This is a genomic window from Methylomagnum sp. (assembly GCF_054333355.1).
Genome location: NZ_JBTEKS010000066.1, coordinates 1 through 15,467 on the forward strand (window position 1 = coordinate 1; position 15,467 = coordinate 15,467).

Here is a 15,467-nt window from a genome sequence, read left to right on the forward strand (position 1 = left end):
TACGAACTTTTTAAGCCATTGAATGGCAAGGGCTGCGTAAGTCCTATCCCTGTCATATAGGCCGCCTCGGTTTCACAAACCGAGGCGGTCTTTCACGCTGACCGCATCCGCCACAATCCCACCAACACACCCAAGAACACCAAGCTGGTGGGGAACACCGCCGCGAAGATCGGATTCATTTCGTAGATCAGCCCGAAGTGGCTGAACATCTTGTCGAACAGGTAGAACCCCAGCCCGATCACCACGCCGACCACGATGCGCTGGCCCATGCCGACTTCGCGTTTAACGGTCAGCACGAAGGGCACCGCCACCAGCAGCATCACCAGCGTCACCGCCGGGTTGACGACGCGCCCCCAGAACGCTTGTTCCACCGACAGGGATTGCTGACCGTTTTCCTTCAGGTAGTCGATGTATTTCGCCAACTCCCAGGCCGACAGGTTCTCGGGCCGGATCACAAAAGCGTTGAGCAGATCGGGCGCCAGCACCGATGACCAGTCCGCCGCCTCCTTGTGCTGGGAGGCGACCCGGTCGGTTTCGAAGCGGCTGATGCGGATTTTTTTCAGCTTCCATTGCTCCCCGTTGTAAATCGCCCGGTTGGCGTGGGTGGCAAGGACCAATTTTTGGTCCGGGCCGACCTCGAAAATATTGATGTCGCCCAGGTTGGTTTGCTCTTTGATGGCGCGGATGTTGATGAACACATTGCCGTCGCGCACCCAGAAACCGTATTTGCTGCGGGAGGCCACCTGCTTCTTCACGGCCATGGACTTCATGGTCTGAGCCAAGCGCTCGGCGGGCGGGGCCACCAGTTCGCCGATGCTGACGGAAATCGCCAGCAGCAACAGCCCGCCCGTCAGCACGGCGCGGATGATCCTGGCCCGCGAGGCGCCAGCGGCCTGCATCGCCATCAACTCGCGGTTATTGGCGAGCGCCCCCAGCGTCACCAGGCTGCCCACCAGGGTGGCGGACGGCAGCAGCTCATAGAAGCTGCGCGGCGCGGTGTAGGCCAGATACAGAAAAATCTCCTTGAGACCATAATCGCCCTGGCCCATGTCGCCCAGCTCGTCGGCGAAGGTGAAGAAGCTGAGCAGCGCCAACAGCACCAGCGAGGCGATGAGCGACCCCTTGAGGACTTCCTTAATGATGTAGCGGTCAATGGTTCTCATCGCCCGAAAACTCCTTTAACGAAATGCACGGCCCAGCGCCAGCCCAGGTTTTTCAGGAACAAGGCCAGGGTGACGAACAGTAGCACGCCATAAATGGTGAGATAGCTGAAATGGGCGGGGATTTTCTCGGTCATCAACAGCCCTTGGGAAATCTTCTGGGCGTTCTCGTAGATGATGTAAATCAGAAGCGCGGTGAACACGTTGCCATACGGCCCGCGCCGGGGGGCGATCCGCGCCAAGGGCACGGCCAGAAGGGCCAGCGCGGCGACGCCGAGCGGAATCGACAAGCGCTTCTGCAATTCCGCCAATTCCCTGGGGCCGCGGTTGGTCCAGAGTGCCAGGGTGTCCTCCGCCTCGCGCTTCTGGGCGGCGGATTCTTCCTCGGGACTGCCGATGCGGACGCCGTATTCCTCGAATTCGCTGATGACGAAATCCAAGTGGCCGGGGATGCCCTGGTAGCGCCGCCCATCGTTCAAGACCACGAAGTATTCGTCCATGTCGTTGCGCTTCAGTCGGCCCCGCTCGGCGAGGACCACCCCGGTGTTCTGGTTCTGGCGGCTCTGGACGAAGATGTTGGTCATTTCATTGGCCGTGTCCATGGCCTCGGCGTACAGCACCACGTCGCCCGCGCTGAACTCGTTGAAGCGGCCCGGCTTGATGCCCCGGATGTCGGCGCTTTGCTCGTCCCGCTTCATCAATGCCTGCACCTGCTGCTCGGTCCAGGGCATGACCGCCAGCGCCAGCCAGGCCGACAGCAGGAACACCGGCACCACCATCCAGCTCAAGGCGCGGTAGAGCCGCCGGGCGCCCATGCCGCCGGAGGCCAGGATGGACATTTCGTGGTCCCGGTACATGCGGCCAATGACGGTCAGGATCGCCATGAACAGCGCCGGGGGAATCAGGAGCCCCGTGGCGGCGAGGGTCTTCAGGCCGAGCAGTTGAAACAGGGTGTCGCTGGCGATGTCGCCCTCGATGGCCTTGGTGAGTATGTTGAGGAATTTGCGGCTGACGATGATGACCACCAGCACCAGCAGGATGGCGGTCAGGGTTTTGAAGAGTTCGAGGGAGATCATGCGGTCCACGACCGCGAACAGCGGGCGGCGTCCGCCACGGGGGGAACTCAGAACTTGGGCACTCATGGGGTGGGAATCGGCAAAATGGAGGCGGGATTGCGGGAACGGGGGATTTTACTGTTGCCGGGGCTTGGCTAGCCACCGATTCCGGTGGGAGCGGTTTCCAACCGCGACCGGAACGACAAGCGCCGTAGGTCGGGCAGGTATTTCCTGCCCGACATCGCTTGTAATCGAGGCGGTGGCGTCGGGCATGAGTACATGCCCGACCTACGCGGCTCCCACCTTATCCATTACCAAACCGCCCGCAAAGTCTCCAACCCCCGAATCGTCAGCGTCGGTCGCCAGCGCGGTTTTTCCACATCCGCCAGCCGCAATCCCGGCAGCTTCCCGAACAACACCGCCAACGCCGTCTCCAATTCGATCCGGGCCAGCCGCGCCCCCAGGCAATAATGAGCGCCGCCGCCGAAGGACAGGGGCTTGCGGCTGGACTCGGGCCGTTGAATCAGAAAAGCATCCGGGTCCGGGAACACCGCCGGGTCGCGGTTGGCGGCACCGAGGCTGATGTACACCATATCGCCGCGCTGGATGGGCGTCCCGGCGATGTCCATGTCTTCCAGCGCGGTGCGGGCGGCGATTTGCACCGAGGTGTCGTAGCGCAACGCCTCGTTGATGGCCTGCGGCAGCAGGGCGGGGTCGGCGTGCAGCAAGGCCAGTTGTTCCGGGTGGCGGAACAGGCCCAGGAGCGTGTTGCCCAGCATGTTGGCCGTGGTCTCGTGCCCGGCCATGAACAGCAGGATGATGTTGGCGACGATTTCATCCTCGCTCAGCCGATGGTCGCCTTCCTCCGCTTGCAGCAGCAGAGAGACCAAATCGCCGCCCGGCTGTTGGCGCCGTTCCCGACACACCGCCCGGAAATACGCATCGAACAGATTGACGGCGTGGTTGGCGGCGTCGATGTCGGCGCGGGAAATCGGGCTGAGTTCGAACACCTTCGCCAGGGCTTGGGTTTCCCGCTGAAACAGCAGGCTGTCCTCCAGCCGAATATCCAGCAACGCGCAAATCACCCGGACGGGCAGGGGATAAGCGAACTCGGCCAACAGGTCGGCCTCGCCCTGTGCGATGAAACCATCCACCAGCGCCAGCGCTTCCCGCCGCGCCAGCCGCCACAATTCCGGGGCTTGCTTGACGCTGAACGCCTTGCTCACCAGGGCGCGCAGGCGGGTGTGTTCGGGCGGGTTCATCAGCAACATGAAGCGGTTGGCGACCTGGAAGGCTGGCTCGTTCACGGCGTCGGCCCCGTAGCGCCGCTCGATGCCAATCAGAAAGGCCCGACCCAGGCGGGGATCGCGCAGAATCCGGTCGGCGGCTGCGTAGGCCGTGACCAGCCAGATGCCGGGCATGAGCGAAAACACCGGGCCTGATTCACGCAGCTTCGTGTAGACGGGATAAGGATTGGCGAGGAAATCGGGGTGGTTGAGGTCGATGCGGAACATGGTTGTGATTCCTGGCATAGAAAACGGGCATTGTGCCTGTTTCCGGGCCAGTGAATACGGGGTTTTATGGATGTCCCGTCAGCCCATGGGCGGGTATAAAAAACCATATCAATCCCTCCATAGGATGGGTGGAAATTCGCGGAACCCATGATGCCCCCAGCCCGGAGCGATGGGTTCCGCTGAAGCTCCACCCATCCTATGAGACTGGTGATTACAGCCCACCCCGCGCCGGCGCGGCCCGCGTGGAGCGCCAGAACGCCAGGCCCACGCCCTGCTCGGCTTCGCGCACGATCAGCACCGAGTAGCGGGCCAGCCGCACCACTTTGCCGTCGCTGAGGGCGAACACCAGCCGGGCGGATTCGCCCACCAGCCATTCCGGCGGAATCTTGATTTTCACGAAGACACCGGAGCGGCTCAGGTTGGTCGCCACGCCGCGTAATTGGCTGCCGGCCTGGGTCATTAAGTAGGCCGACAGGGAGGATTCGGAGCGCGGGGCGTTGCGTCGGTCTTTTAGTAAGGGGTTGGATGGTCGGTACATGGCCATAACAATGAACGGTTGAATTCTCGGGTGATGGATGGCTCAAAGGACCAACAAAGCAGCGCGAGCCGCCTTGCGCTTGTTTGTTAGACGGGCATCGCGGCGGCATTGTTCATCCGCGAAAAGCCACTATCGCGGAACTCGCGGGCTTATCTTTCGCGAATCGCGAACAATCACCCGGCGAATTCGCCGAATCGTTTCCGAGTCCCACGCGCTTGACTATAATCGCGTCCTCCCAGACAGATGACCTCTTTCAGCTAAAAGGAATCCTAAAACCTATGGCAGTCTCGAATTCCGCCCATAACGCCCTCGCCGTGCCCGCTTCCGGCGATACCGATCCCGAAGAAACCCGCGAGTGGCTGGACGCCCTGGAAGCGGTCATCGCAGCCGAGGGCGTGGAACGCGCCCACTTCCTGATTGAAAGCTTGGTGGATCAGGCGCGCCGCTCCGGGATCAATCTTCCCTACAAGGCCAACACTGCGTACATCAACACCATTCCCCCGCACATGGAGCCGCAGCCGGGCGGCGATGGCGCCATTGAGGACCGCATCCGCGCCTACATCCGCTGGAACGCCCTGGCGATGGTGGTGCGGGCCAACCGCAAGTCCAGCGAATACGGCGGACACATCGCCAGCTTCGCCTCGTCGGCCATGCTCTACGACGTGGGTTTCAACCATTTCTTCCGCGCTCCGTCCAAGGATTCCGGCGGCGACCTGGTGTACTTCCAGGGCCACGCCGCGCCGGGCGTGTATGCCCGCGCTTTCATCGAAGGCCGCTTGAGCGAGGAACAACTCGACCATTTCCGCGCCGAAATCGCCGGTGAGGGCAAAGGGCTGTCGTCCTACCCGCATCCCTGGCTGATGCCCAATTTCTGGCAGTTTCCCACCGTGTCCATGGGCCTTGGTCCCATCATGTCGATTTATCAGGCCCGCTTCATGAAGTACCTGGAAGACCGGGGCATTCTCAACACCGCTGGCCGCAAGGTGTGGGCCTTCTGCGGCGACGGCGAGATGGACGAGCCGGAATCCCTGGGCGCCATCGGACTCGCGGGCCGCGAGAAGCTCGACAACCTGGTGTTCGTCATCAACTGCAACCTGCAACGGCTGGATGGCCCGGTGCGCGGCGATGGCAAGATCATCCAGGAGTTGGAGGCGGAATTCCGGGGTTCCGGCTGGAACGTCATCAAGGTCATCTGGGGTTCCCGCTGGGATCCTTTGCTGGCGAGGGACACCAAGGGCTTGCTCAGGAAGCGCATGGAAGAGGCGGTGGACGGCGAATACCAGTCGTACAAGGCCAAGGGCGGCGCCTACACCCGCCAGCATTTCTTCGGCAAGTATCCAGAACTCGCGGCGATGGTCGCCAATATGTCCGACGATGACATCTGGCGCCTCAATCGCGGTGGCCACGATTTCAACAAGGTCTACGCGGCCTATCACGCGGCCTCGCAGCACACCGGCCAGCCGACGGTGATCCTCGCCAAGACCGTCAAAGGTTACGGCATGGGTCCGGTGGGCGAAGGCCGTATGACTACTCATCAACAAAAGAAGATGGACGACGCCTCCATCAAGGCCTTCCGTGACCGCTTCAACATCCCGGTCCACGACGACCGGCTGCCCGAGGTGCCGTACTACCGCCCGCCGGAGGACAGCCCGGAAATCCGCTACGTCAAAGAACGCCGTGCCGCGCTGGGGGGCTATCTGCCGCAGCGCCGCTTGGACGCGCCGCACATCCAGGTGCCGGACCTCAGCGTGTTCGAGCCGCTGCTGAAAAGCAGCGAGGACCGCGACATGTCCACCACCATGGCCTTCGTGCGGATACTGACCCTGCTGTTGCGGGACCACAAGGTCGGGCGCTACGTGGTGCCCATCGTGCCCGACGAGGCCCGCACCTTCGGCATGGACAGCCTGTTCCGCCAATATCGCATCTATTCTTCCGTCGGCCAGTTGTACGAGCCGGAGGACTCCGGCAGCGTCATGTACTACCGCGAGGACAAGACCGGCCAGATTCTGGAGGAGGGCATCAACGAGGCGGGGTCCATGTGTTCGTGGATCGCCGCCGGCACGGCCTACAGCAACCACAACGTGCAGATGATCCCGTTCTACATCTATTACTCCATGTTCGGCTTCCAGCGGGTGGGGGACTTGATGTGGGCGGCGGGCGACATGCGGGCCAAGGGCTTTCTCTTGGGAGGCACGGCGGGCCGCACCACCCTGGCGGGTGAGGGCTTGCAGCACCAGGACGGCCATAGCCAATTGGCGATGGCGGCGATTCCGAACTGCGTGGGCTACGACCCCTGCTTCTCCTACGAGCTGGCGGTCATCGTGCAGGACGGCTTGCGGCGCATGTACCAGAACGGCGAGCAGGTTTTCTACTACATCACCGTGATGAACGAGAACTACGCCCATCCCGAACTGCCGCAAGGCGCGAAGGAAGGCATCGTCAAGGGCATGTACAAACTCCGCGATGCGGGCGCGGCGGCCAAGGTTCAACTCTTGGGCAGCGGCACCATCCTGCGGGAAACGATCTTCGCCGCCGATTTGCTCAAGTCGGAATTCGGCATCGCCTCCACCGTGTGGAGCGTCACCAGCTTCAGCGAGCTGCGCCGCGATGGGCTAGACAAGGACCGCTGGAACCTCCTGCATCCCGACCAGCCGCGCCGCGTCAGCTACGTTGAAGAATCCTTAAGCGCCGAGCCGGGTCCGGTGGTGGCGGCCTCCGACTACATGAAGATCGTCGCCGACCAGATTCGCCAGTACGTGCCGCGTGCCTACAGCGTGTTGGGCACCGATGGCTTCGGGCGCAGCGACCGCCGCTCGGAACTGCGTAAGTTCTTCGAGGTGGACCGCTATTACATCGCGCTGGCGGCGCTCAAGTCCCTGGCCGACGCGGGCGAGATACCGCTCGCCAAGGTCGCGGAGGCGATGACGAAATACGGCATTGATCCCGAGAAGCCCAATCCGGTCACGGTCTGAACGCAAGACGGTAGGGTGGGCGTGATTCCACGCCCACCATTTCCACGCATCGAATTGGTGGGCGCCCGCCCACCCTACGTCTGAAATCCACACAAGGAATATCAATGGCAGCAGAAAAAGAAGTCGTAGTTCCCGACATCGGTGATTTCAAGGATATCGAAATCATCGAAGTCCTGGTCAAGCCGGGCGATGTCGTTAGCCCTGAGGATTCACTCATCACCCTGGAGAGCGACAAAGCGGCGATGGAAGTGCCCGCGCCATTTGGCGGCATCGTCAAAGCCGTGCAGGTCAAGCCCGGCGACAAGGTCAACAAGGGTTCGGCCATCCTGGTGCTGGAACTGGCGGAGGAGGGCACCGCGCCGTCCCCAGCCCCGGAACCCGCCCAACCGGCCCCCGCGCCCGTCGCGGCGGCGGTCCCGGAAACTCCGCCAGCCCCCGCGCCGACCGCCGCCGCGCCCGCAGCGCCGTCGGCTCCGGCGGCGGGTCCGGTGGACCAAGAGGTGAGCGTCCCCGACATCGGCGATTTCAAGGACATCGAGATCATCGAAGTCCTGATCAAGCCGGGCGATACGGTCAAGGCCGAAGATTCGCTCATCACCCTGGAAAGCGACAAGGCGGCGATGGAAGTGCCCGCGCCGTTCGGCGGCGTCGTCAAGTCGGTGAAGGTCAAGCCCGGCGACAAGGTGAACAAGGGGGCGCTCATTCTGGTGCTGGAAACCACGGACGAAGGCGCCGCGCCCGTCCCGGCTCCGCAAGCGGCACCCGCACCGGCAGCGCCCGAAGTCAAGCCGCCCGTCGCTCAAGCCGCCCCCGAACGGCCCAAATCTGTCGAGCCGCCCGCCACTGAATCCACCGCCGGACGCAAGGTTCCGGCCCACGCCAGCCCGGCGATCCGGCGTTTCGCCCGCGAGTTGGGTGCCAATCTCGACCGCATCCAAGGCAGCGGACCCAAGGGCCGCGTTCTCAAGGAGGACATCCAGCAGTTCGTCAAGGACAGCCTCAAGCGGGCCGAGCAACCGGCGGCGGCGCCCGCCGCAGTGGGGGGCGCGTTCGTACTGCCGCCCATCCCGGAGGTCGATTTCAGCAAGTTCGGCGCGGTGGAAGCCCTGGCCTTGTCGCGCATCCAGAAGATTTCCGGGCCGTTCCTGCACCGCAATTGGGTCGGCATCCCCCACGTCACCCAGTACGACGAGGCGGACATCACCGACCTGGAAGAATTCCGCAAGTCGCTGAAAGCCGAGGCCGATAAGAAGGGCATCAAGCTGTCGCTCCTGCCGTTCGTCATCAAGGCGCTGGTGGCGGCGCTCAAGGCGTATCCCAACTTCAACGCCTCGCTGGCGGCGAATGGTCAGGAATTGATCCTCAAGAAATACTTCCACATCGGCGTGGCCGTCGATACCCCGGAAGGCTTGGTGGTGCCGGTGATTCGCGACGCGGATCAGAAGAGCGTCTTCGATTTGTCGGCGGAACTGGCCGACCTGAGCCAGAAGGCGCGGGCCAAGAAGCTGCGCGGCCCGGATCTGGAAGGCGGCTGCTTTACCATTTCCAGCCTGGGCGGGATCGGCGGGACGGCGTTCACGCCCATCATCAACGCGCCGGAGGTGGCGATTCTGGGGCTGTCCAAGTCGCAGATGAAGCCGGTTTGGCAGGGCAAGGAGTTCGTGCCGCGACTCATGCTGCCCTTGTCGCTGTCCTACGATCATCGGGTCATCGACGGGGCGCAGGGAGCGCGGTTCGCGGTGCATCTGAGCGGGCTGCTGGGGGATTTGCGGCGGGTACTTTTGTAAGGCGCTCGGGTTCCGATGCGCCTATGGAATCCGAAAGCTATCAAGCCGCGCTGGCTATCTCCAAGGCATTGCGGGAACGCAATTGGGGAATTCGGGTATTCAAAGCCGGAACGATGACCCGAATAACTTTGGATGAGTTCGCACCGTTTGCTCATTTGCCGGAAGTGTCGGCCTTGATTCGCGAAATACAGTCCAAGCGCCCGGTCGATGGATTGACCTTGAAATATCTGAAACGCAGGTATGTGGAAGGCGAAGCGCTTGGATGCGAAAACGACTTGAATGAATGGTTTGAAGCGGTCTTGCGGGCACCGGATGCCATGCTGGAAGCACGGCCTAGACCCGATAGCCGCTTCGCCGTGCGCTCAAACCGGCTTGGTCGCATCGCAATCATTGCCCCCGATGGGCAACGGGTGAGTGTTTACAATCATGACGGCAGAGGGTTCACACCATGGATATCCCTAGGAGAATTGACGAAAACGACACTTTGATCTGGTATCGGGAATCTGTGCGATACGGACTGGCCGAGGGAACCGCGCCAGGTGTCAGGCAACAACGGGACGCGCTTGTCGAAAACTTGGGTTTGACCCCTAGTCAATTAGAAAAGCTGGCGGCTCTTGATGAAGAAGCTTTGGACTATGTTCTAGAGTTGCCCTATATCGACGGCGACCTACTTGAAGACAACCCCGCCCAACCGCTGGAGAAGTGGTGGTGGCACTTGGGCGCGATTCGCCGGGGCACGTTTCCTGTTGAATATCTGCCGCCATCCCTCCGCGCTATTTATCCCTTCGGCAGCCAAGCGGCCTGATTCCTCGCAAACGTCTCGCGGAGGTCGCCATGAGCGTCGCCCATCAACGCTTCTTCACCGCCGACGATTATCTGGCCTGGGAGGCTGACCAAGCCACCAAGCACGAGTATGTGCGCGGCGAAGTATTCGCGATGGCCGGGGTGAAAGATGCCCATGTGACTGTCGCGCTTAACGTCGCCAGTTGGCTGAAAACCCATCTGCGCGGCACGCCCTGCCGAACCTACATTGCGGACATGAAACTCCAGGTCGAAGCCGCCGATGCCTTTTTTTACCCGGATGTGTTCGTCACCTGCGACCCCCGCGACCAGGGCACCGACCTATTCAAGCGTTATCCCAGCCTGATCGCCGAAGTCCTGTCGGAATCCACCGCCCGCTATGACCACGGGCGCAAATTCGCCACTTACCGCCTGCTCGACAGCCTCCAAGAATACGTCCTGATCGACCCGGACGCCCAAACGGTCGATGTGTTCCGGCGCGATGTCACCGGGCATTGGGTGCTTTACCCCTACGCGGGCGAGGACGAGGCGGAATTTATCAGCCTGGAATGCCGGGCACCCTTAGCCGCGATTTTCGAGGATGTGGCGCTACCCGCCCCGCCTGGCACGGAACTCGCTAATTAACTCACACTACTCAAGGATTACCCCAGCATGAGCGAAACCCCCTCCCTGCACGCCGAAGTTTTGGTCTTAGGCGCTGGTCCCGGTGGCTACACCGCCGCTTTCCGGGCCTCCGACCTGGGCAAGAAAGTCGTTTTGGTGGAGCGCTACCCGACCCTCGGCGGCGTCTGCCTCAACGTCGGCTGCATCCCGTCCAAAGCCTTGCTGCACACGGCCCAGATCATCCACGAGACCGCCGAGAGCGCCAGCACCGGCGTCAAGTTTGGTGCGCCTGAAATCGACATCGACAAGGTCCGCGACCACAAAAGCCGGGTGGTGAAGACCCTCACCATGGGCCTTTCGTCCATGGCGAAGCAGCGCGGCGTCACAGTGGTGCAAGGCACGGGCCGGTTCACCTCCGACAAGACGCTGGCGGTGGAAACCCCCGAGGGTGAAAAGACCATCAGCTTCGACAGCGCCATCATCGCCGCCGGGTCGCAGCCGGTGAAGATTCCCGGCTTCCCCCACGACGACCCGCGCTTGATCGACTCCACCGGTGCCCTGGAATTGGCCGATGTGCCGAAGCGCCTGCTCATCGTCGGCGGCGGCATCATCGGCCTGGAAATGGCGACGGTTTACCACGCGCTCGGCGCGGCCATCACCGTCGTGGAGTTGATGGACCAGCTTATCCCCGGCTGCGACGCCGACCTCGTGAAGCCGCTGCACCAGCGCATCAAGAAGTGGTACGAGAACATTTATCTCAAGACCAAGGTGACGAAGATCGAGGCGCAGGACGAGGGCTTGCGGGTCTTCTTTGAAGGCGAGGGCGCGCCGGAATCCGAACTGTTCGACCGGGTGCTGGTGGCGGTGGGCCGTCGTCCCAATGGGGCGCTCATCGGCGCAGAAAATGCGGGCGTGACCGTGGACGAGCGCGGTTTCATCCCGGTGGACAACCGCCAGCGCACCAACGTCCCGCACATCTACGCCATCGGCGACGTGGTGGGCAATCCGATGCTGGCCCACAAGGCCACCCACGAGGCCAAGGTCGCGGCGGAAGTCATCGCCGGGCACCACTCGGCCTTCCAAGCCCTGACCATTCCGTCGGTGGCCTACACCGATCCCGAACTGTCCTGGATGGGCCTGACCGAAACCCAGGCCCAAGCCCAAGGCGTCGCCTACGAAAAAGCCGTGTTCCCGTGGGCCGCCAGTGGCCGGGCGCTGGGCATCGGGCGCCGGGAAGGCTTGACCAAAATCCTGGTGGACAAGGACACCAAACGCATCCTCGGCGCTGGCATGGTTGGTCCCAATGCCGGGGAGCTCATCGCCGAAGCCGTGCTGGCGCTGGAAATGGGCGCCGACGTGGAGGACATCGCTTTGACCATCCATCCCCATCCCACCCTGTCGGAGACTTTCGCCTTCTCGGCTGAAATGATCGAAGGCTCAATCACCGACCTGTACATCAAGAAGTAATAATGAATATCGAACGATCCTTAGGGCTAGGCGCCAAGCACAAAGACCCCGAAGCCGAACGGCGGCGTTTGCAGCTTTACATCAACCTGAAGCTGTCCTCCACCGGCCAACCCACGGCGCGTGCCGGCGATGACGAGTTCATGTCCATCGCGCAGGACTTGCTGAAAAGCTACCGGGAGAAGAACCGCCTGTTGGCGAACCACCTGTGCCCGGTGGATCGGCGTATTCAGGACTTTCTGGATGGCTACCTGGACGACATCGGCGCTGACGGTCGGGTTCATCTGCCGGCCAACAGCGTGGTGCTGGACCGCTACGGCGTGGCGCGGGAACTCTCCCTGCCGTTCGACAGCGACGAGTTCAAGTCCGACATCGTGTCCAGCTACCGGGTCCGGCAGGGCATCCTGCACAACCCGGCCAACGACCGCCGCACCACGCAGGGTTCGTTCCACATCGCCGAGGGTGGCCTGCCCATCCCCGGCGACAAGAAGTCCGTGCCCAAGCTGGCCTTCGCCCGCCTGCTGGCGTCGGCCCTGAATCCGCCGGAGGAGCTGCTGCGCCTGCCGTTCACGGCCAACCAGACCAACCCGGCCAAGCTGTTCGTGTCGCTGCTGCTGCGCCCGGTGGTGTGCCCGGAAGTGCCCGGCGTGCAGGCCGAGAAGAGCATGGAAATCCGCTGCTTCGCGCCCGGCAATCTGGTCAGCAACCTGGACTTCCTGGAAAGCATTTTCGGCAACGCGGGCAACCCGAACCTGCCGGAAAACGACGCCGCCCTGGACGTGGACCACTGGACCGGCCACACCGGCTGCATGATCTTCGCGCCGCATTTGGTCCGCTTGACCAAGAAGGCATTGGGCCTGCCGCATTACGACGAGGCCACCCTGCGCCAACGCGCCGACGGCATGTGCTGGCAGGATGAAAGCGAATGCTACAACGACGGCAACGCCTTCAAGATCACGGCGCGGGATAAGCGCGGCGTGATGGTCACGGTGCTGGCGGACAACTACTACGGCTACGGCAAGAAAGAGGTCAAGACCCAGATCAGCTATTCCGCCAACCTGTTCGGCCTCGCCGAAGAGGAACACGCGGGCGGCGCCCTGGCCTTCCAGTCCCGCAACCACGGCGAGGAATACGGTGCCGACAGCCGCACCCGGAAGAATCCTGAGTTGTATTCCTTCGAGCGGCTGGTGGAGAACTACGGCTCGGTGATGGACGTGAAGCCGGAGGGCTACGCCATCGACAAGCATTTCCCCGACCTGATTTACGTGCCGCTGGACCTGCGGATGGATTTGCGGACTCAGGCCATCCGCTGGACCAACGCCGACGGTGAGCAAACCATTCGCCTCCGGCCCGGCAAAACCTACATGCAGCCCAACGGCTACAAGATCGAGATGCGCAAGCATCCGGCGGCGCCGTCCTGGCGCTTGATCGGCATCCACGCCGAGGGCGTGTTCTGCCACAAGCCCTGCACGGTGTCCGGCGGCGGCAAGTCGGAAATCTCCAAGTCCAGCGACGACGCGGTCATTTACGGGCCGGTGTTCGTGCAGAACTTGGAGGACGACCTCAACCAAGTGGCCGAAATCTTCAACCGGGACTATTCCGACCGCTTCCGGCCCGAGTATCAACAGCAGGAACGCGACCCCAACCGCCCGCCGCTCAGCCCCGAGCGCAGCCTGGGTTCGGTCATCAAGCTGTTGACGCCCTCGCCGGTACACACCGACGATTACAACAAATGGCTGGACACCATCCCGCCCCATGTGTTGTCCCAGGTGTTGATGATTAAGCGTTTCTACAAGCCGGGATGGGCCGACGACTGGCGCACCCACTTCTCCGTGGACGTCATCAACGGCAAGCCGGGCCACGCCCTGAAACTGGATGGCCGCGAACTGGTGGCGTCCTATCTGCGGGTGGGCCTCTCCAAGTCGGGCAACTGGCGGACCTACAAGGTGCGGCAGGATTTCATCGCCGCCGAGAAGGTGCAGATGGAGGACGACATCAGCGCCTCCGTGGTGGTGAGCCGGGATGTGCTGCCCAATATCTCGCCGATGTCCAACAATCCCAGCGTCAAGCTGGTGAAGAACTGCGAATACCGCTTGTTCCAGCGCCCGGACGACGCCATCCATCGCGGCTTCGACAAGCAGACCGAGTTCGACATGGCCCAGCCGGACAACTTCATCGCCAACTTCGAGCCGCTGGTCGGCGACAAGCTGGCGGAAATCGTCGAGGACGTGGTGGAGTTCCAGAAGTACACCGCGCCCATGCTGAACCTGTTGCAGGCGGCGCATGAGGAAGGGCAGGGCAAGCAATACGTGGTGTCCTCCGCCAACCCGCGCCTCATCAAGGGCAAGCCCAGCCAGAACCCGCGCTATCTGCAAATCCGGCCCGACTTGCAGCGGCCCATGCGGACCTACATCGCCGAGATGGGCACGCGCATCAATCGCCAAGTGCCGCTGGGCGAGCCGCTGGTGACGCCCGTCAACGCCGTGCTGACCGGACGCCGCAACAATCCCCCCGGCAAAGGCATCCGTCCGCTGGCGGTGTTCAACCCAATCCACTACCAGGAATTGCCCGAGCTGTTCATGGACTTCGTGTGCAGCGTCACCGGCAAGTCGCCGTCCACCACCGGCGCGGGCAGCGAAGGCGCCTTGACCAAAGGGCCGTTCAACGCGCTGCGGGCCACCGCCGATTTGAACAACGCCCTGGTGTCGTTCATCGTCACCGGCTACGCGGGCTTCTCCAGCGCGGCGGGCTACATCGGCCCGAACCTGCGGGTGGACCACGACATCAGCCTGTTGATCCCGGAAATCTGGGCGCGGCTGGAGGAGGAGGAGCGTGACCCCGCCTACCTCATTCAGCATGGGTGCTTGGAGCCTTTGCAGGACTTCGAGTACCGGGGCCAATGGGTGCTGGCCAGTCGGCTCGGCTACCGCATCACCGACCGCTTCGTGGCGGCCTTCATGGGCAAAATCTTCGACAACCCGGCGGTGGCGATGGATGAATCCATCCTCAAGCCGGAAACCCAGGACTTGGCGGTGTTCGTCGATGGCGTCAACAACATCATCGAGGCCCAGCAGCAGGCGGCCCAGCATTATCTCGACGACGGCAGCATCGACGACGCCTGCCCGCCGCTCAAGGCGCTGCTGTACATCATGGCGACCGGCAAATATGAAGGTAAGGATGCCCACGATCCGTCGATCCGCTCCATGTTCAGCCGCGAGTACCTGCTCAATTCCGACTGGTATCGGTGGCGGCTGGAAGCCAAGCAGCAGCACGACATCGCGCTTTGGGAGCGGCACTGCCGCGACCTGGAGAGCTTCCTCGGCCAAGAGACCCACCGCGATGTCGCCGTGAGCATGGACATCGCCGGGCGTCTGGCACAAGCGCGGGCCACGCTGGAAAACATCCAGTCGCCGGCCTACCTCGACAGCCTCAAGGGCACCATCGGCGCGGATTTGCTCGGGGCTTATCCCGCCTAAAAATCCCGCCCCCATAGGATGGGTGGAGCTTCAGCGGAACCCATCACAACAGGCCGGGTGGCAGGATGGGTTCCGCTGAAGCACCACCCCAACTAAA

11 protein-coding genes are annotated in these 15,467 nt (G+C 62.7%); 7 read left to right on the forward strand and 4 right to left on the reverse strand.

The features are described from left to right. Window positions 1-92: 92 nt before the first annotated feature. The 4 genes from lptG to ACXWUF_RS07520 all read right to left on the reverse strand — a co-directional run bounded on the left by lptG (window position 93) and on the right by ACXWUF_RS07520 (window position 4,267). Window positions 93-1,163 carry an LPS export ABC transporter permease LptG gene (gene lptG, locus ACXWUF_RS07505; protein ID WP_458494050.1) on the reverse strand — a complete coding sequence of 357 codons (1,071 nt, stop codon included), beginning with the start codon at window positions 1,161-1,163 and terminating at the stop codon, window positions 93-95. Further along, window positions 1,160-2,302 (reverse strand): LPS export ABC transporter permease LptF, encoded by a 1,143-nt coding sequence (gene lptF, locus ACXWUF_RS07510; RefSeq protein ID WP_458494051.1) that lies wholly within the window; start codon window positions 2,300-2,302, stop codon window positions 1,160-1,162. The genes lptG and lptF overlap by 4 nt, the downstream gene beginning before the upstream one ends. A 224-nt stretch (window positions 2,303-2,526) precedes the next feature. Next, window positions 2,527-3,729 (reverse strand): cytochrome P450, encoded by a 1,203-nt coding sequence (locus ACXWUF_RS07515; protein WP_458494052.1) that lies wholly within the window; start codon window positions 3,727-3,729, stop codon window positions 2,527-2,529. 211 nt (window positions 3,730-3,940) lie between these two features. Beyond that, on the reverse strand, window positions 3,941-4,267 hold the full coding sequence (locus tag ACXWUF_RS07520) for a PilZ domain-containing protein (protein ID WP_458494053.1): 327 nt from the start codon (window positions 4,265-4,267) through the stop codon (window positions 3,941-3,943). A gap of 278 nt (window positions 4,268-4,545) precedes the next feature. Between ACXWUF_RS07520 and aceE the strand changes: the two genes are divergently transcribed. The 7 genes from aceE (at window position 4,546) to ACXWUF_RS07555 (ending at window position 15,370) form a co-directional block, all read left to right on the forward strand. Beyond that, window positions 4,546-7,239, forward strand: coding sequence for a pyruvate dehydrogenase (acetyl-transferring), homodimeric type (gene aceE, locus ACXWUF_RS07525; protein WP_458494054.1), 2,694 nt, complete (start codon window positions 4,546-4,548; stop codon window positions 7,237-7,239). Window positions 7,240-7,343: 104 nt separating this feature from the next. Continuing rightward, on the forward strand, window positions 7,344-9,026 hold the full coding sequence (gene aceF, locus ACXWUF_RS07530; protein WP_458494055.1) for a dihydrolipoyllysine-residue acetyltransferase: 1,683 nt from the start codon (window positions 7,344-7,346) through the stop codon (window positions 9,024-9,026). A 23-nt stretch (window positions 9,027-9,049) separates the two neighbouring features. After that, window positions 9,050-9,514, forward strand: coding sequence for a hypothetical protein (locus ACXWUF_RS07535; RefSeq protein ID WP_458494056.1), 465 nt, complete (start codon window positions 9,050-9,052; stop codon window positions 9,512-9,514). 92 nt (window positions 9,515-9,606) lie between these two features. Then, window positions 9,607-9,831, forward strand: a complete 225-nt coding sequence (locus ACXWUF_RS07540) for a hypothetical protein (RefSeq protein WP_458494057.1) — start codon at window positions 9,607-9,609, stop codon at window positions 9,829-9,831. Between the two features lie 29 nt (window positions 9,832-9,860). Next, window positions 9,861-10,451: a Uma2 family endonuclease gene (locus ACXWUF_RS07545; protein ID WP_458494058.1), complete on the forward strand. Its 591-nt coding sequence runs from the start codon at window positions 9,861-9,863 to the stop codon at window positions 10,449-10,451. A gap of 27 nt (window positions 10,452-10,478) precedes the next feature. Further along, window positions 10,479-11,897: a dihydrolipoyl dehydrogenase gene (gene lpdA, locus ACXWUF_RS07550; RefSeq protein ID WP_458494059.1), complete on the forward strand. Its 1,419-nt coding sequence runs from the start codon at window positions 10,479-10,481 to the stop codon at window positions 11,895-11,897. Window positions 11,898-11,899: 2 nt separating this feature from the next. After that, complete coding sequence (locus ACXWUF_RS07555; protein WP_458494060.1) at window positions 11,900-15,370, forward strand: hypothetical protein; 3,471 nt, start codon at window positions 11,900-11,902, stop codon at window positions 15,368-15,370. Window positions 15,371-15,467: the final 97 nt, after the last annotated feature.

Coding starts and splice junctions, on each gene's coding strand:
- lptG (WP_458494050.1), bottom strand. CDS start 1,163: ATGAGAACCATTGACCGCTACATCATTAAGGAAGTCCTCAAGGGGTCG.
- lptF (WP_458494051.1), bottom strand. CDS start 2,302: ATGAGTGCCCAAGTTCTGAGTTCCCCCCGTGGCGGACGCCGCCCGCTG.
- ACXWUF_RS07515 (WP_458494052.1), bottom strand. CDS start 3,729: ATGTTCCGCATCGACCTCAACCACCCCGATTTCCTCGCCAATCCTTAT.
- ACXWUF_RS07520 (WP_458494053.1), bottom strand. CDS start 4,267: ATGTACCGACCATCCAACCCCTTACTAAAAGACCGACGCAACGCCCCG.
- aceE (WP_458494054.1), top strand. CDS start 4,546: ATGGCAGTCTCGAATTCCGCCCATAACGCCCTCGCCGTGCCCGCTTCC.
- aceF (WP_458494055.1), top strand. CDS start 7,344: ATGGCAGCAGAAAAAGAAGTCGTAGTTCCCGACATCGGTGATTTCAAG.
- ACXWUF_RS07535 (WP_458494056.1), top strand. CDS start 9,050: ATGGAATCCGAAAGCTATCAAGCCGCGCTGGCTATCTCCAAGGCATTG.
- ACXWUF_RS07545 (WP_458494058.1), top strand. CDS start 9,861: ATGAGCGTCGCCCATCAACGCTTCTTCACCGCCGACGATTATCTGGCC.
- lpdA (WP_458494059.1), top strand. CDS start 10,479: ATGAGCGAAACCCCCTCCCTGCACGCCGAAGTTTTGGTCTTAGGCGCT.
- ACXWUF_RS07555 (WP_458494060.1), top strand. CDS start 11,900: ATGAATATCGAACGATCCTTAGGGCTAGGCGCCAAGCACAAAGACCCC.